A 17,277-nucleotide genomic window follows, 5' to 3' on the forward strand; every position below is an offset into this window, starting at 1 on the left:
TCTGTGCGAAAAAGCAGGAAGTCCTTTGTCGTCTGTTCCTTTTTCCGTTACAATACTAATATTGAACTCAGGAGGAACGGAATATGGATCTGAAGACAGCCAGTAAAGACATTCAAAATAATAAACCTGCCGCAATTTATGTATGCTATGGAGCGGAGAAATATCGGATCAAGGAATTTATCGATTTTGCCACCAACCAGCTCATCGAGCCGGAACATCGGGATTTTGCGCTTGCTCATTATGATCTGTCCGAGACGGCTCTGGAGACGGTCGTCGAGGAGGCGGAAGAGATTCCTTTTATGGTGCCGCGCAAGCTGATCATTATCAAGGATTCTTCGGTACTGACCGCCGGCAAGGATAACAGCAAGCTGGAACACCGGGTCGAATCGCTGCTGCGTTATATGGAAGAGCCCGCCGAGTATTCCATTTTGCTGTTCTGGGTAAACGGCGAGAAACTGGATGAACGCAAAAAAATCGTCAAGGCGATCAAAAATCATGCTTGTGTGCTGCCGTTTCAGCCGATGGGAGCCGAAGAGCTGATTCACTGGCTGATCCGCCATGCCAAAAAGCAGGAATGCGAATGCTCGACGGCGGCGGCCGAAGCACTTGTACAATCTGCTGGTACCGGGCTGGGCATTTTATCGGCAGAAATGGATAAACTCTGTCTGCATGCGGGCAGAGGAGGTGCGATCACTGTCGATAATGTACACCAGCTGGTCGCCCGCAGCACGGAGCAAAATGTATTCATGCTCGTGGAGCAAATCGCTGCGGTGCGTCTGGAACAGGCGCTGACTATCTTTTATGATCTGCTCAAGCAGCGGGAAGAGCCGATCAAGATCGCGGCTCTGATTGCCCGACAGTTCCGTATTATGCTGCAGGTCAAGGAATTGTCCGGTCAGAATTATTCCCAGCAGCAGATCGCTTCCCAGCTCGGTCTGCATCCATATGCGGTCAAGATTGCCGGTGAGCAGGCCCGCAAATTTGACAGTCAGAAGCTTCGATCGATCGTCGCCCATCTGGCTCGTCTGGATTACCAGATGAAGACAGGAGCGATCGACAAAGTACTGGGATTGGAGATGTTCCTGCTGCGGCTGGGTGCCTGAATAGGCAGCTTCTAAAGTCCGAGAGACCCTCTCAAATAAATATCCCTGCTGAGGTCAGCGGCCTGCAAAAGGCTTCAATCATCAAGCAGGGAGAGAGAGAGCAGTCTCCCGGCTTTTTTGGCTTGTCCGTTTCTCACCCGCGAACTACAAACGAATATCCGCACATAACAATAAACCCCTGACCGGCGAACCGATCAGGGGTTTATATTAATCAAGCTTAGGCTTGGCTCGAAATTGCGTTCAATTTCTTAGCCAAACGGGATTTTTTACGAGCAGCCGCGTTTTTGTGGATATGGCCTTTAGTTACAGCTTTATCAAGGCTTTTGGAAGCAGCAGCAACAGCAGTTTTTGCAACTTCAACATCAGTATTCACAAGTGCAGTATCTGCAGCTTTCACGCTAGTACGCAGAGCGGACTTTTGTGCAGCATTCAGAGCACGGCGCTTTTCGTTAGTTTTTACACGTTTTACTGCGGATTTAATGTTAGGCATTACATTCACCTCCTGTAAAGCATATACGGATCATCGTTAAGACTCACAACTCTAAATATTTTAGCATGGACTATAGTCAATTGCAATACTATCTTGCTTCAAGAAAATTATTCCCGATGATCCTTCCATTTTACTTAGCGTTGTGGGATTGCTGGGGAATCAAGCAACTGCTATAATAAATTGATTAATGGAATGGTTGACCTTTCAAGTAGGACCGGACCATCAGCATTATATTTCAGGCTTATGTTGGGGGTAAGGAATGACTGATATTGCAGCAAGACAGAAAAAAATTCGTAATTTCTCAATTATTGCGCATATAGACCACGGTAAATCAACACTGGCTGACCGTATTCTGGAGTACACTGGCGCACTGACTTCACGTGAAATGCAGGAACAGGTACTGGATCAGATGGACCTGGAACGCGAACGCGGAATCACGATCAAGCTTCAGGCTGTACGACTGACGTACAAAGCCGATGATGGCGAAGAGTATTTGCTCAATCTGATCGATACACCGGGACACGTCGACTTTACGTACGAAGTCTCCCGCAGTCTGGCAGCCTGTGAAGGCGCTCTGCTGGTTGTGGATGCTGCACAGGGGATCGAAGCGCAGACACTGGCCAATGTGTATCTGGCACTGGATAATAACCTGGAGATTCTGCCGGTTATTAACAAGATCGACCTGCCAAGCGCTGATCCGGAGCGAGTTAAGCAGGAAGTCGAAGATGTTATCGGTCTGGATGCAAGTGAAGCGGTACTGGCTTCGGCCAAAGCGGGCATTGGTATCAAGGAAATCCTCGAACAGGTCGTGGAAAAGGTTCCCGCGCCAACGGGTGATCCATCCAATCCTTTGAAAGCGCTGATCTTTGACTCGCATTATGATCCGTACAAAGGGGTTATTATCTACTCCCGGATCGTGGATGGAAAAATCAAAGCTGGTTCCAAAATCAAAATGATGGCTACCGGCAAGGAATTTGAAGTTATTGAAGTCGGCGCATTCATGCCGCGCATGACAATCGTGGACGAACTGAACGTCGGCGATGTTGGATTTATCGTAGCGGGGATCAAGACGGTTGGAGATACGCGTGTCGGGGATACGATTACCGATGCGAAGAATCCGACAGCTGAAGCGCTGCCGGGTTACCGTAAAATCAATCCAATGGTCTACTGCGGTCTGTATCCAATCGAATCTTCCGATTATATTGATCTGCGTGAAGCACTCGAGAAGCTGCAGTTGAATGATGCTTCCCTGAGTTTTGAGCCGGAATCTTCCAGTGCACTGGGCTTTGGTTTCCGCTGTGGATTCCTCGGACTGCTGCATATGGATGTTATTCAGGAACGGATCGAGCGCGAATTCAATATTCCGCTGATCACGACGGCACCGAGCGTTATCTATCATGTTACCCTGACAAATGGTGATGTGATTACAATTGATAACCCGTCCAACTATCCGGAGCTTGGCCGGATTGAGTATGTAGAAGAACCGTTTGTCAAAGCCTCCATTATTGTACCGAATGATTTTGTCGGCACCGTTATGGAACTCTGCCAGACCAAACGCGGCGAGTTCGTCAATATGGAATATCTGGATACGACCCGTGTTACGATTACGTACCAGGTACCATTGTCCGAGATCGTATATGATTTCTTTGACCAGCTCAAATCCAGTACCAAAGGATATGCATCCTTTGATTACGAGATTTCCGGTTACCGCAAGTCCAATCTGGTGAAAATGGATATTCTGCTGAACGGCGAACAGGTCGATGCATTGTCCTTTATCGTTCACCGTGACCGTGCGTATCATCGCGGACGGATTATCTGTGAGAAGCTGCGCGAGCTTATTCCGCGCCAGATGTTTGAAATTCCGATCCAGGCTTCTGTCGGTACCAAAGTCGTTGCCCGTGAGACTGTCAAAGCGATGCGTAAAAACGTACTCGCCAAGTGTTACGGCGGTGACATCTCCCGTAAGCGTAAGCTGCTGGAGAAGCAAAAAGAAGGTAAAAAACGTATGAAGCAGGTCGGTAACGTAGAAGTACCGCAGGAAGCCTTTATGGCAGTTCTGCGGATCGACGACTAGTCTGTCCTATAAGCAAGCTTTACCGGTAAGACGAGGGGAAGGCCTGGAAACGGGCTTTCCCTTTTGTCCATTGCTGAGATGATTACCATTCAGATGCCAATTTAACCATTTTCACAATGACCGTACCCTGGTATACAGCCAGGTTCAAAATAGAATGACGGGGAGGAAAAGAGTCATGAATAAACAACTGAACAACGACGCGCCCCGTGCGATATACATGCACATTCCGTTCTGCACGAACAAGTGCTTTTACTGCGACTTTAACTCTTATGTTCTCAAAGACCAGCCGGTAATGGATTACCTGCGGGCGCTGGAACAGGAGATGGAATATACGGTACAGCAGCATCCGCCGGGCATCATTGATACAATTTTTGTCGGAGGCGGCACACCTACTGTGCTCAAGAACGATGAGATGGAATATTTCCTCAAGTCGATCCGTACGTATTTTCCGGATTGGTCGGATAATATCGAGTTTACGATGGAAGCCAATCCCGGAACGACGGATGCGGACAAGCTGGCGATTATGAAGGCAGGCGGTGTTAACCGTGTCAGCTTTGGCGTTCAGGCATTTCAAAATGATCTGCTGACCGGTATCGGGCGTATTCATAATACAGATGACGTGTACCGGAGTCTGGAGAATGCCCGCAAAGTGGGACTGGACAATCTGTCCATTGACCTGATGTTCGGATTGCCGAACCAGACGCTGGATATGCTGTCCTACAGCGTGGATCGTGCACTGGAGCTGGATCTGCCGCACTACTCCATTTACAGTCTCAAAGTGGAAGAGAACACTCTGTTCCATACCATGTTCCAGAAAAACCAGCTGCCATTGCCTGATGAGGAAGTGGAACTGAAAATGTATCTGCTGCTGATGGAGAAGATGAAGCAGGCTGGATATGAGCAGTATGAGATCAGCAACTTCGCCAAGCCGGGATATGGAAGTCGTCATAATATGACATACTGGCGCAATGAGGATTATTACGGTCTTGGTGCAGGAGCGCATGGATATGTGGCTGGCGAGCGCCATATGAATATTAAAGGGGTTAACCCGTATAATGAAGCCGCCCAGCAGGGGCTGCCTCGCCTGGATCACGCGGAGATCGATCGCGAAGAAGCGATGGAAGACTTTATGATGGTCGGACTGCGGATGCTGGAAGGTGTATCCAAGGAGCGTTTTACCCGCCAATTTAACGGTGCAGAGCTGGATGATATTTTCCGTGGACCGATTCAGAAGCTGATGCAAAAAGAACTGCTGGAAGTTACTGCCGAAGGATATCGATTAAGTGAAAAAGGACTTCTGTTTGGCAACGATGTATTTGGTGAATTTGTCGGCAGTCTGGTTCAACAGACGGAGACCGTCTAATCGCAGGGATTCTTCTCGGAACGATACATCTTACACAGGATGTATGATCGTTGTTAGCCGCTCCGCATAAATAGACATGATATGACTCATTTAAGCAATCAGTCCCATTTTTGGAACTGATTGCTTTTTTTGTGAATACATACGGATCGATTGGTTTAAATATACATAGCCATTGAATAAACAGTGAATGTTTGGATGGAAGAAATCAAGGAAGAATAAACGCGATAATCCAGTGTATGTTTAAGGGGGAAAATAATTAAAAACTGCAAAAATGTCCTTATTTATATAGCTGGGTAAGGTTTAAATGCCAAACAAAAATAATAGTGCCGCTGCCCCTTTTTATGAAAATAGAACTTGAAAATAAATTCGTAATATTGTATATTTATACGTATTAATTCAATCGGTGTACGTATGAAACCAAGTGCTATATGTCTATGCTGTCTGCATATACAATTGAAATTGCCAAACAAACCATTAGGTACAATTCAAACCAAAGGTATACGGACCTGTGTCGTCGCATTATGCAACTGATCCGCATCACCGTCCCGAGGAGGAAACAAGAATGCCCGCTGTAGTCACTTGCAGAGCTGCCGTACCCGAAGATGTAGAACCACTGTATCAATTAATTGCCGGTTATGCCGAACGGGGCATTATGCTTCCTCGCTCGCCTGAAGCACTGCAACGTCAGCTTCGGCATTTTGTCGTTGCAGAGATTGATAATGAGCTGGTCGGCTGCGGCTCTCTTTGTCAACTCGGTCCGGAACTGGTGGAGATTCGTTCGCTTGGAATCTCCGACGGTCACAAGGGACAGGGGATTGGTTCCCATCTGCTGAACAAGCTGATCGAGCATGCAGCAGCCCGTAAACTGCGCAAAGTGATGGCGCTAACGTATGAAGTTTCCTTTTTTAAAAAGAACGGTTTTGAAGTAGTGGACACCAGCATTTTCCCGGAAAAGGTATGGGCGGATTGCAGACATTGTCCCAAGCAGGATCGCTGTGATGAGATCGCTGTTCTCAAAGTTTTGAGTCTCTGATTTTGTTAAAAAATTTCACCCGTCGCCAGCAGGACTGCGGCGGGTGTTCGATTTTTACAAAACAACTGCAGTAAAATAGCCAAACTGACTTGACAATAAATGAGGCAGTTTGGTATTTTTGTATTAGTCGTTAGCACTCGCTAATGTTGAGTGCTAACGAAGTGGATATCTTTCTCTACAAGGAACCGGCATATCTCTTGGCTGTTTCTTTTCAGGGAACCAGATTTTGAAGATTGAATTGATCCTGGACAAAAGAACAGTGCTGGCATATATGATCCTGATCCTCACAGAACGGATATCTTACCAAAAGGAGGGAGCCTCATGTTAACCGAGCGTCAAAAAATGATTCTGAATGCAATTGTGGATGATTACATTCGTTCGGCGGAACCTGTCGGGTCCCGTAGTATATCCAAACGAGGCGATGTGAATTACAGTCCGGCGACCATTCGCAATGAAATGGCCGATCTGGAAGAACTGGGATTCCTGGAACAGCCGCACACCTCAGCCGGGCGTATTCCTTCTCAAAAGGGATATCGTTATTATGTGGATCATCTGACACCGGTTGAAGCGGTCAACACCGCCGAGATCAAGGAGCTGAAGCAGTTCTTCGCGGAAAAGCTGTCAGCGGCCGAACAGCTCATGCAGCATGCTGCGATGGTGCTGTCCAATGTGACCAACTATACTTCCATTTTATTGGGCCCCGAGGTATTCCATACCTCTTTGCGCCATTTTCAACTATTGTCGCTGGATGACGAGACGGCAATTGCCATCATGGTTACCAGCACAGGACAGGTGGAGAACCGCAAAATCCGAATTCCGGACAATGTGTCTGCATCCGAATTGGAGCAAATGGTCAACCTGCTCAACAGCAGACTGACCGGTGTGCCTTTATATAAATTAAAAACCCGTATTTTCTCAGAGATCAGCGAAGAGATGCAGCGCCATCTGGAGCATTATGAAGAAATGATGGCCACGCTGAATTCTGCTTTCGGTCACGAACAGGAACAGAAGATTTTCCTGAGCGGAGCGACGAATATGCTGATTCAACCGGAATTCAGGGATATGGACAAAGTCAAAAGTATTCTGGATCTGCTGGAAGAGACACCGACGCTTACCCGTCTGATGGCGGAAGCTTCTGCACCCCACGGCATCCAGGTACGTATTGGTGCGGAGAATGCGCATCAGGCTTTTGAAAATTGCAGTCTGATTACAGCCACCTATGAGCTGGATGGCGAATCATTGGGTACTATTGGTATACTGGGACCTACACGCATGGAATATGCGAGAGTGATGGGCATGCTGAATATGCTGTCACACGATATGACCCGGATACTCAAACAATGGTATCGTTAATTGTTCTCTCTGATGACTAACATATATTGCTTGAATGTATCAGGAGCTGCAGTATGAACTATTATGAATGACGAGCTATTACAAGGAGGTGAACAATCTTGAATAAAGAGCAATCCTTTCAAGAAAACAACAATCCGGAAGATCAGGAAATGATGAACGATATCCAGGCTGAAGACAACAATGTAGCCGCAGAGTCCGTAGACACTACCGATTCTGCCAACACGGAGTCCGCAGCCGAGGAAGTGGTATCCCGTGCTGAACTGGAACGTGTGCAGGCACACGCAGATGATCAGACACAGCGTCTCCTGCGTGCACAGGCTGATTTTGATAACTTCCGCCGCCGTACACAAAAGGAAAAGGAAGAACTGGCGAAGTACGCTTCTGCCCAGCTCATTACTGAACTGATCCCGATTATTGATAACTTTGAACGCGCGATGGCTACCCGTCCGGAGAACCCGGAACTGGAATCCTTCTCCAAAGGCGTAGACATGATCTTCCGCCAGCTGTCCGACGTACTCAAAAACACAGGCCTGACCCCAATGGAAGCCGTTGGACAACCATTCAACCCGGAATTCCATCAAGCTGTTATGCAGGTAGAGTCCGACGAACACGAAGAAGGCATCGTGGTGGAAGAACTGCAAAAAGGCTATATGCTGAAGGATAAAGTCATCCGCCCAGCAATGGTCAAAGTAAGCGGCTAAGCGTTTGGCAGTATAAACGCGACCAAGTCCAATAAAAATACAATCCAATCACATAGACGTTACAAGGAGGAAATTAAGCATGAGCAGAGTAATTGGTATCGACCTGGGTACAACAAATTCATGTGTGGCAGTAATGGAAGGCGGCGAAGCAGTCGTTATTCCTAACCCGGAAGGCGCACGTACGACCCCTTCCGTAGTCGGCTTCAAAAAAGACGGCGAGCGTATCGTTGGTGAGACAGCGAAGCGTCAATCCATCACTAACCCTGACCGCACGATCAGCTCCATCAAGCGTCACATGGGTACAGACCACAAAGAAACAATCGATGACAAAACATACAGCTCCCAGGAAATCTCCGCGATGATCCTGCAAAAACTGAAATCCGATGCAGAAGCTTACCTGGGCCAACCGGTAACTCAAGCGGTTATCACGGTTCCGGCTTACTTTAACGACAGTCAGCGTCAAGCAACCAAAGATGCAGGTAAAATTGCCGGTCTGGAAGTTCTGCGTATTGTCAACGAGCCGACAGCAGCAGCACTGGCATACGGTCTGGAAAAATCCGAAGACCAAACAATTCTCGTTTATGACCTGGGCGGCGGTACATTCGACGTTTCTATTCTTGAACTGGGCGATGGCTTCTTCGAAGTTAAAGCAACCAGCGGTGACAACCACCTCGGTGGTGATGACTTTGACCAAGTGATCATCGACTATCTGGTAAGTGAATTCAAAAAAGATCAGGGCATCGACCTGAGCAAAGATAAAGCAGCTGTACAACGTCTTAAAGACGCAGCTGAAAAAGCGAAAAAAGAACTGTCCGGCGTACTGACTACTACGATCTCGCTGCCATTTATCACGGTTGCAGACGGCGTGCCTCAGCACTTGGAAGTAAACCTGACTCGCGCGAAATTCGAAGAACTGTCCGCTTCTCTCGTAGAGCGTACACTCGGCCCGACTCGTCAAGCGATCAAAGACTCCGGTCTGAGCGCTAACGAAATCGACAAAATTGTACTGGTGGGTGGTTCCACTCGTATTCCTGCCGTACAGGAAGCAATCAAAAAACTGACCGGTAAAGAGCCTCACAAAGGCGTTAACCCGGATGAAGTCGTTGCACTGGGTGCAGCGGTTCAAGCGGGCGTTCTGACTGGCGACGTAAAAGACGTTGTCCTGCTGGACGTAACTCCACTGTCCCTCGGTATCGAGACAGCAGGTGGCGTATTCACCAAAATGATCGAGCGCAATACTACAATCCCAACAAGCAAATCCCAGGTGTTCTCCACTTATGCGGATAACCAGCCGAGCGTTGAAATTCACGTGCTGCAAGGTGAGCGTGAAATGGCAGCCGGCAACAAAACACTGGGACGCTTCATGCTGGGCGATATCCCTGCTGCACCACGCGGCGTACCGCAAATCGAAGTTACTTTCGACATCGATGCCAACGGTATCGTTAACGTATCGGCAACAGACAAAGGTACAGGCAAGAGCCAGAAAATCACCATCACTTCTTCCAGCGGTCTGAGCGATGAAGAAGTCGAGAAAATGATGAAAGACGCTGAACTGCATGCTGAAGAAGACCGTAAACGTAAAGAGCTCGTTGAAGTCAAAAACAGCGGCGACCAGCTGATCTACCAGGTAGAAAAAACAATCAAAGACCTTGGTGAAAAAGCGGATGCAGGCGAAGTTGAAAAAGCTAATGCTGCCAAAGACAAGCTGAAATCCGCATTGGAAGGCGACGATGTAGAAGCGATCAAAGCGGCTACAGAAGAGCTGAGCACTGTGGCACAGGCTCTGGCAGTCAAACTGTACGAGCAGGCTGCACAAGAGCAGCAGGGTGTAGAAGGCGCTGCTCCGAAAAACGACAATGTCGTGGATGCAGAGTACGAAGTAGTTGACGAAGACAAAAAAGACTAAGCACTGTTTGAATCACCAACATGTGTCTGTCTATCCAAACGATTTTTGCCTCGCAAAATATCGTATACAAAGCGCCGGTTAATCTCGGCGCAATCAGCTAGTGCTTGAAATGGGAAGGTCAAAGCCGGGGCATCCCGTGCTTTGACTTTCATTTTTTATGGGAACATGGTATAACACACAGAGTGCTATATAACGGGAGAACTCGCCGGTATGAACAAAGTCTGCAGCGAGGTGCGTGTATCGATCGCATATCATGCAGAATTTCGGACAGAGGAAGTCTTTCAGACATCAATACACCCGGATTCGTTATCCGGTAATTCATAGCATTCAGATAAAGGAGTGGAGGTGGACCGATGGCGGATAAGCGCGATTATTATGAGGTACTGGGCGTTGGCAAGGATGCTTCCGATGACGAGATTAAAAAGTCCTACCGGAAGCTGGCACGCCAGTACCACCCGGACGTTAACAAAGAGCCGGACGCGGAAACCAAGTTCAAGGAAGTCAAGGAAGCCTACGACGTACTGAGTGATTCATCCAAACGTGCCCAGTATGATCAATATGGACACATCGATCCGAATCAGGGCGGCTTTGGCGGAGGAGGATTCTCTTCCGGCGGCTTCGGTGATATTTTCGATATGTTCTTTGGCGGTCAGGGCGGCAGACAGCGTAACCCGAATGCACCTCAGCGTGGTAACGATCTGCAGTACACGATGAACCTGGAATTCAAGGAAGCGGTATTTGGCAAGGAAACCGATATTACGATCAACCGTACCGAGAATTGTGATGTATGTGATGGTTCCGGTGCCAAGCCGGGCACCCAGCCGAAGACCTGTTCGGTATGTCATGGCTCTGGTCAGGAAGAAGTGGTACAGAATACACCATTCGGTCGTATGGTAAACCGCCGCAGCTGTTCCAATTGCGGAGGTACAGGTACCATTATCGAAGAGAAATGTAACAACTGCAGCGGCAGCGGCCGTGTAAGAAAGCAGCGTAAAATTCATATCCGTATCCCTGCAGGGGTGGATGATGGTTCACAGATGAGAGTTAATGGTGAAGGGGAAGGCGGTGTACGCGGGGGCCCTCCGGGTGACCTGTATATCGTATTCCGCGTGAAATCCCATGATTTTTTCGAGCGTGAAGACGATGATATCTACTGTGAGATTCCGCTTACCTTTACCCAGGCTGCGCTTGGCGACGAGATTGAAGTGCCGACACTGACTGAGAAAGTCAAAATTAAAATACCTGCAGGTACCCAGACCGGCACCTATTTCCGTCTCAAAGGCAAAGGCGTACCTCGTCTGCGCGGTACCGGACAGGGTGATCAGCATATCAAGGTTGTCGTGGTGACACCAAGCAATCTGACCGACGACCAGAAAGAACTGCTGCGTCAGTTCGGCTCATTGAGCGGGGAGAACACACACGAGAATGAGCAGTCTTTTTTTGATCGTGTGAAAAGAGCATTCCGCGGCGACTAAGCATCGGCATGTGAACTAAACAGGATAAAGTGACCCGGTTCTGCCAAGAACCGGGCTTTATTTTACATAATTGGCCCCAAAAAAGCTGAAGCATCTTAGGGATGGCCAGCTGTGTTCCCATACAGTCATGGAGTACATAGTCTGCTCCAAGCCGTAAACCAAGTGTATTCATCGATGATGCCCTGTAAAAGCAGGCCATTTTGAATTATACTGTTAATCTGTAGTACAATGAAGCGTAATGCACGCTCGAAAACAGGAGGAACTTAAACCATGTTATGGCATGAATTGACTATACATACAACCGAAGAAGCGGTGGAGATGATCTCCAACTTTCTGCATGAAGCAGGCGCAGGCGGTGTAACAATCGAGGAATCAGGTACGCTGAACAAGCCGCGTGATACCTCTTATGGACAATGGTATGAAATGCCGCTGAACGATATTCCGGAAGGATTGGCAGTTGTTCAGGGTTACTTTGCCGAAGCGACCGATATGGATGCGATCGCAGCCGAGATTGGCACGCGTACGAGCCAGCTCAAAGAGTTTGGTATTGATGCGGGTGCTGCAACCATCTCTGTAAAAACAGTGGATGAGGATGACTGGGCGAACGCCTGGAAGCAGTATTTCAAGCCGATCCGTGTATCGGAGCGTCTGACGATCAAGCCGACCTGGGAAGAGTATACACCGGAGAGTTCGCAGGAGCAGATTATTGAATTGGACCCGGGTATGGCTTTTGGAACAGGGACACATCCGACCACATCGCTCTGTCTGCGTACCCTGGAGACCGTAATCCACGGTGGTGAAGAAGTGATCGATGTCGGTACAGGCTCGGGTATTCTGGCCATCGGTGCCATGAAGCTTGGTGCGAAGAGTGTACTGGCACTGGATCTTGATCCTGTCGCAGTCTCAAGTGCAGGAGAGAATACACGCCTGAACGGACTGGAACAGGATATTACAGTATATGAGAGTGATCTGTTGTCCGTACTCAAGGCTGACCCCGATAGCCTGGATGTAAAGCTGAATGTTACGCTGCCGGTACAGGTAGTTGTAGCCAATATTCTGGCCGAAATCATTCTGCTGTTTATCGATGATGTATATGAAGCGCTCAAGCCGGGCGGTGTGTATATCGCTTCCGGTATTTATAAAAACAAAGAAGACGATGTGCGTCAGGGACTGGAAGCTGCCGGTTTTGTAGTGGAAGGTGCACATCGCGATGAAGACTGGATCGCCTTTGTAGCGAGAAAGAGGTAAGGAATGGATTTTCTGGATCGTATTTTATTTGTTCCGCTGGATGTGCTGCCATTTTACGTACTGGCGCTCGTCATCGGATTTACCGTACATGAATTTTCACATGCGTATGTAGCGAGCAAGCTGGGCGATCCTACGGCCCGGCTGCTCGGGCGGGTGACGCTTAACCCGGCTGCTCATATTGATCTGCTCGGGATGATCCTGCTGCTGATCGCCGGCTTTGGCTGGGCGCGTCCGGTGCCTGTTAACCGCGAGAACTTCAGTCGCCCTCGGCTGATGGGAATTATGGTATCGGCGGCAGGACCGGTCAGCAACCTGCTCGTGGCCCTGTTCACCGCCATTATCTATTATGCACTCAACTATTTCGGTCTGATCGGCTCGTTTGCCAACAACCGGATTGATATCGCGATTTATACGTTTGTGGAAAATATGATTCTGATGAACTGCTTCCTGTTCATCTTCAATCTGATTCCGCTGCCGCCGCTGGATGGCTACCGGATTCTGTCCGACTGGCTGCCTCCGCGCATCAGCGCACGTCTGCAGCGTGTGGAACAATGGGCCATGCTGCTGTTCCTGCTGCTCGTATTTATCCAGCCGCTGCGCCAGGTGACTATCCTGCCGCTGTACCAGCTCGCCAATGCGCTGGGCAGCAGCTTTTACACACTCGGCAATGTCATATTCGGCGGCTGAGCAATCGAATAACCAAACAATCTTGATAATAGACCCAAAGCCGCTGACCGGAGCTTATTCCGATCAGCGGCTTTTTACATACTCATGAAATTCATGAAGATCAGGAGTCGACATAATGGGTATTAACATGGTGGAGCATGAAAATGCTTTGCAATCAAAAAGGATAAATATGAACAATTATTGAACTTTCACAAGGTGATTTGACTTCTTCAAAAGGGCAAAATAATTGATAATCGCCTATAAAAAGGAAGAAAATTCCTTTCCAAAATGAAGATTAAGTGAAGTCCCGTACATCGCTTGACATCACCCTGTGTATAGTATGATAATGATTCTCAGATTATACTTATTCTAATTACATTTTAGGATAACCAAAAAATATTGGAATCAGGAGGAATTTTATTATGTCTCTTATCGGTAAAAAAGTAGATGCTTTCAACGCAAAGGCTTTCCACAATGGTGAGTTCATCGATGTATCCGAACAAAACTTCCAGGGTAAATGGAGCATTGTCTGCTTCTATCCGGCTGACTTCACTTTCGTATGCCCAACTGAACTGGGTGACCTGCAGGATCAATACGCTACACTGAAAAATCTGGGTGTGGAAGTATACTCCGTATCCACAGATACTCATTTCACACATAAAGCATGGCACGATCACTCCGATGTAATCGGCAAAATCGAGTACATCATGATCGGTGACCCTTCCCAACGCATTTCCCGTATCTTCGACGTTCTGGACGAAGAAGAAGGCCTGGCACAACGCGGTACATTCATCATCGATCCGGAAGGCGTTGTTCAAACGGTTGAAATCAATGCTGACGGTATCGGCCGTGATGCAAGCACGCTGGTAGACAAAATCAAAGCAGCTCAATACGTTCGCAACAACCCGGGTGAAGTTTGCCCTGCAAAATGGAAAGAGGGCGCTGAAACCCTGAAACCAAGCCTGGATCTGGTTGGTAAAATCTAAGTTTAAACTGAAACGTTTAACAGTAAGGAGCATGAGCAAATGGTATTAGATGCAGAAATGAAGGTCCAACTGTCGCAATATCTCCAGATGCTGGAGAGCGACATCGTGCTGAAAGTCAGCGCTGGCGATGATAAAACATCCCAGGAAACGCTGGCACTCCTTGACGAACTGGCTGCCATTTCTCCGCGCATCAAAGTGGAAACAGCGGTACTGGAACGTACACCAAGCTTCAGTGTAAACCGTGTAGGCGAAGACACCGGCGTTATATTTGCCGGTGTTCCGCTTGGACACGAGTTTACCTCGCTGGTCATGGCACTGCTTCAGGTAAGCGGCCGTGCACCCAAGGTGGATGACAGTCTGATCGCTCAGGCGAAAGCAGTTAAAGGTCCATATACATTTGAATCCTATGTCAGCCTGACCTGCCACAACTGTCCGGATGTGGTACAGGCGCTGAATATTCTGAGTGTACTGAACCCGAACATCAAGCATACGATGATCGAAGGCGGCGCATTCAAACATGAAGTGGACAGCAAAAACATTATGGCAGTGCCTACGGTATTCCTGAACGGCGAGCCATTCGGCAGCGGACGCATGTCCCTGCAGGATATCCTGTCTAAACTGGGCGCAGGCCCGGATGCGGATGAACTGTCGGAGAAAGCACCTTATGATGTGCTGGTAATCGGCGGCGGTCCTTCCGGCTCCAGTGCAGCGATCTATGCAGCCCGCAAAGGTATTCGTACCGGTCTGGTAGCCGAGCGCTTTGGCGGTCAGGTAATGGATACGGTCGGTATCGAGAACTTTATCAGTGTGAAATACACCGAAGGTCCAAAGCTTGCAGCCAGCTTGGAAGAACACGTAAAGGAATACGGCGTGGATATTATGCCATCCCTGCGTGCGAAGCGTCTTGAGAAAAAAGACATGGTTGAAGTGGAACTGGAAAACGGTGCAGTACTGAAAAGTAAAACCGTTATTCTCTCCACCGGTGCACGCTGGCGCAATATCGGCGTACCGGGTGAAGAAGAATTCAAAAATAAAGGCGTAGCCTACTGCCCGCACTGTGACGGCCCTCTATTCGAAGGCAAACACGTTGCAGTAATCGGCGGCGGCAACTCCGGTATCGAAGCAGCGATCGACCTGGCCGGTATCGTGAAGCACGTCACTGTTCTTGAATTTGCCTCGGAATTGAAAGCCGATTCCGTCCTGCAGGAGCGTCTGTACAGCCTGCCAAACGTAACGGTAATCAAAAACGCGCAAACCAAGGAAATTATAGGCGACGATACAGTCAACGGTATTACCTATATCGATCGCGACACGATGGAAGAGCAGCATGTGAAGCTGCAGGGCGTATTCGTTCAGATCGGTCTGGTGCCTAACACCGACTGGCTGAAAGATACACTCGAGCTGACCCGCATGGGTGAAATCGTTGTGGACAAACACGGTGCAACCAGCCTGCCTGGCGTATTCGCTGCTGGCGACTGCACAGACAGTGCTTACAAGCAGATCATTATCTCGATGGGTTCCGGCGCTACTGCAGCACTGGGCGCATTCGATTACATGATCCGCAACTGATCGGATACCACAAGCATAATGACTCCGGCAGCCAACCCGCTGTTACGATAGGCAGTCGGATCACGCGCTTGGTATATCCGGTATTGTGATTCATTACATGCAAACCCAATAAAATTCCCGCTCCTGCAACCGGATCATCCGGCGCAGAAGCGGGAGTTTTTTGTTGGGGGGAATCAGCAGGAAATGCATCAGAATACATAACCGTACTCCGAGCATGCAGTAGCATTTACTAAGAATTCCGATGTACAATTTGAAGTGAAACCCTAGCCCTACCTGTTCAAAAGTTGTATGATAGGGATTCAGGTATTTCACTCCGATATGGAGCTGCAGGGCCTTTGGAAGTCCGGCTTGTCTTTACAAACCGGGCTATTTGAATGTCACCCGGTGCTCCCCATGTGCTGCAATGACAGATACCGGAGTCAGGCGGCAGGCTACATAAGCAGATTATTGATCCACGCCGCATACCGACCCATGCGAGAGAATGTCAGGATTCAATCCCAGTACGAAAATGCCATACAGAAAGTGGATGAGTGATGCAGCGATATTTTGTACCGGCCAATCAGTTCAGTGAGCAGGAAGTTACGATCACTGGTGAGGATGCACGGCATATTATAAGAGTGATGCGTTCGCAGGAAGGCGACAAGCTGATCGCCTGTGACGGCAGCCAGCTGGATGTGCTGGCCGAGATTAGCAGTATGGACGACGGCATTGTCATTGCGCGTATCGTCGAGCGGCTGGAGCAGCTGTCCGAGGCGGGGGTGCAGGTTACGATTGCCCAGAGCCTTCCGAAGGGTGATAAGATGGAGACCGTGATCCAGAAATGCACGGAGCTGGGAGCGGCAGCATTTGTTCCGTTTCTGTCCGAGCGTACGGTGGTACAGTATGATTCACGTAAGGAAGAGAAGCGCATTCAACGCTGGAGCAAGATTGCCAAGGAAGCGGCCGAGCAGAGTCACCGCAGCCGTGTTCCCCAGATCGGTCAGCCGCTCAGCTGGAAGCAGCTGCTTGCCACATTTGGGCAGTATGATTTAATCTGTTTTTGTTATGAAAAGGAAAATGGCAGCCAGCTGCGCGATGTGGTTCAGCCTTTTGCTGCCAATCTGCAGCAGAGACAGGATATGGACACACCTGCACGGGTACTGATTGTTGTCGGACCGGAAGGCGGATTTGCCGAGCAGGAAGTGGAAGCAGCCGAGCAGCAGGGGGCTGTACCTACAGGTCTGGGCAGACGGATTCTCCGCACGGAGACGGCTGCCATGACGGCGCTGGCCTGCATTATGTATGAAACCGGAGAAATGGGAGGAATTTAA

Annotated in this window: 14 protein-coding genes; 13 read left to right on the plus strand and 1 reads right to left on the minus strand. The window is 48.8% G+C overall.

Translation table 11 applies throughout. The features are described 5' to 3' along the window. Positions 1–83 precede the first annotated feature (83 nt). Positions 84–1,103, plus strand: coding sequence for a DNA polymerase III subunit delta (holA, locus tag M1D61_RS06800; RefSeq protein ID WP_458121684.1), 1,020 nt, complete (start codon positions 84–86; stop codon positions 1,101–1,103). Positions 1,104–1,320: 217 nt separating this feature from the next. Here holA and rpsT read toward each other — a convergent pair whose 3' ends face one another. After that, positions 1,321–1,593, minus strand: a complete 273-nt coding sequence (rpsT, locus tag M1D61_RS06805; protein WP_458121685.1) for a 30S ribosomal protein S20 — start codon at positions 1,591–1,593, stop codon at positions 1,321–1,323. A gap of 259 nt (positions 1,594–1,852) precedes the next feature. Between rpsT and lepA the strand changes: the two genes are divergently transcribed. The 12 genes from lepA to M1D61_RS06865 all read left to right on the plus strand — a co-directional run bounded on the left by lepA (position 1,853) and on the right by M1D61_RS06865 (position 17,277). Further along, on the plus strand, positions 1,853–3,667 hold the full coding sequence (gene lepA / locus M1D61_RS06810) for a translation elongation factor 4 (protein WP_458121686.1): 1,815 nt from the start codon (positions 1,853–1,855) through the stop codon (positions 3,665–3,667). A gap of 175 nt (positions 3,668–3,842) precedes the next feature. Further along, positions 3,843–5,030, plus strand: coding sequence for a radical SAM family heme chaperone HemW (hemW, locus tag M1D61_RS06815; protein WP_458121687.1), 1,188 nt, complete (start codon positions 3,843–3,845; stop codon positions 5,028–5,030). 562 nt (positions 5,031–5,592) lie between these two features. Next, positions 5,593–6,063: an N-acetyltransferase gene (locus M1D61_RS06820; RefSeq protein WP_458121688.1), complete on the plus strand. Its 471-nt coding sequence runs from the start codon at positions 5,593–5,595 to the stop codon at positions 6,061–6,063. 321 nt (positions 6,064–6,384) lie between these two features. Beyond that, complete coding sequence (gene hrcA / locus M1D61_RS06825; RefSeq protein ID WP_458121689.1) at positions 6,385–7,416, plus strand: heat-inducible transcriptional repressor HrcA; 1,032 nt, start codon at positions 6,385–6,387, stop codon at positions 7,414–7,416. Between the two features lie 98 nt (positions 7,417–7,514). Further along, entirely contained in the window at positions 7,515–8,117 is a 603-nt protein-coding gene (gene grpE / locus M1D61_RS06830; protein ID WP_458121690.1) for a nucleotide exchange factor GrpE, read from the plus strand. A gap of 79 nt (positions 8,118–8,196) precedes the next feature. Next, positions 8,197–10,023 carry a molecular chaperone DnaK gene (gene dnaK, locus M1D61_RS06835; protein ID WP_458121691.1) on the plus strand — a complete coding sequence of 609 codons (1,827 nt, stop codon included), beginning with the start codon at positions 8,197–8,199 and terminating at the stop codon, positions 10,021–10,023. 353 nt (positions 10,024–10,376) lie between these two features. Continuing rightward, a complete protein-coding gene (gene dnaJ / locus M1D61_RS06840) occupies positions 10,377–11,498 on the plus strand; it encodes a molecular chaperone DnaJ (RefSeq protein ID WP_458121692.1) in 1,122 nt (373 codons plus the stop codon). 270 nt (positions 11,499–11,768) lie between these two features. Beyond that, complete coding sequence (prmA, locus tag M1D61_RS06845) at positions 11,769–12,746, plus strand: 50S ribosomal protein L11 methyltransferase (protein ID WP_458121693.1); 978 nt, start codon at positions 11,769–11,771, stop codon at positions 12,744–12,746. A gap of 3 nt (positions 12,747–12,749) precedes the next feature. Next, complete coding sequence (locus M1D61_RS06850) at positions 12,750–13,433, plus strand: site-2 protease family protein (protein ID WP_458121694.1); 684 nt, start codon at positions 12,750–12,752, stop codon at positions 13,431–13,433. A gap of 401 nt (positions 13,434–13,834) precedes the next feature. After that, positions 13,835–14,398 (plus strand): alkyl hydroperoxide reductase subunit C, encoded by a 564-nt coding sequence (ahpC, locus tag M1D61_RS06855; protein WP_458121695.1) that lies wholly within the window; start codon positions 13,835–13,837, stop codon positions 14,396–14,398. Between the two features lie 39 nt (positions 14,399–14,437). Continuing rightward, complete coding sequence (ahpF, locus tag M1D61_RS06860) at positions 14,438–15,967, plus strand: alkyl hydroperoxide reductase subunit F (protein WP_458121696.1); 1,530 nt, start codon at positions 14,438–14,440, stop codon at positions 15,965–15,967. Positions 15,968–16,500: 533 nt separating this feature from the next. After that, entirely contained in the window at positions 16,501–17,277 is a 777-nt protein-coding gene (locus tag M1D61_RS06865; protein WP_458121697.1) for a 16S rRNA (uracil(1498)-N(3))-methyltransferase, read from the plus strand.

This window comes from Paenibacillus sp. Z6-24 (assembly GCF_054161335.1).

Excerpts from the sequence above, each read along its gene's own strand:
- holA (WP_458121684.1), top strand. The coding sequence starts at position 84 with ATGGATCTGAAGACAGCCAGTAAAGACATTCAAAATAATAAACCTGCC.
- rpsT (WP_458121685.1), bottom strand. The coding sequence starts at position 1,593 with ATGCCTAACATTAAATCCGCAGTAAAACGTGTAAAAACTAACGAAAAG.
- lepA (WP_458121686.1), top strand. The coding sequence starts at position 1,853 with ATGACTGATATTGCAGCAAGACAGAAAAAAATTCGTAATTTCTCAATT.
- hemW (WP_458121687.1), top strand. The coding sequence starts at position 3,843 with ATGAATAAACAACTGAACAACGACGCGCCCCGTGCGATATACATGCAC.
- M1D61_RS06820 (WP_458121688.1), top strand. The coding sequence starts at position 5,593 with ATGCCCGCTGTAGTCACTTGCAGAGCTGCCGTACCCGAAGATGTAGAA.
- hrcA (WP_458121689.1), top strand. The coding sequence starts at position 6,385 with ATGTTAACCGAGCGTCAAAAAATGATTCTGAATGCAATTGTGGATGAT.
- dnaK (WP_458121691.1), top strand. The coding sequence starts at position 8,197 with ATGAGCAGAGTAATTGGTATCGACCTGGGTACAACAAATTCATGTGTG.
- dnaJ (WP_458121692.1), top strand. The coding sequence starts at position 10,377 with ATGGCGGATAAGCGCGATTATTATGAGGTACTGGGCGTTGGCAAGGAT.
- prmA (WP_458121693.1), top strand. The coding sequence starts at position 11,769 with ATGTTATGGCATGAATTGACTATACATACAACCGAAGAAGCGGTGGAG.
- M1D61_RS06850 (WP_458121694.1), top strand. The coding sequence starts at position 12,750 with ATGGATTTTCTGGATCGTATTTTATTTGTTCCGCTGGATGTGCTGCCA.
- ahpC (WP_458121695.1), top strand. The coding sequence starts at position 13,835 with ATGTCTCTTATCGGTAAAAAAGTAGATGCTTTCAACGCAAAGGCTTTC.
- ahpF (WP_458121696.1), top strand. The coding sequence starts at position 14,438 with ATGGTATTAGATGCAGAAATGAAGGTCCAACTGTCGCAATATCTCCAG.
- M1D61_RS06865 (WP_458121697.1), top strand. The coding sequence starts at position 16,501 with ATGCAGCGATATTTTGTACCGGCCAATCAGTTCAGTGAGCAGGAAGTT.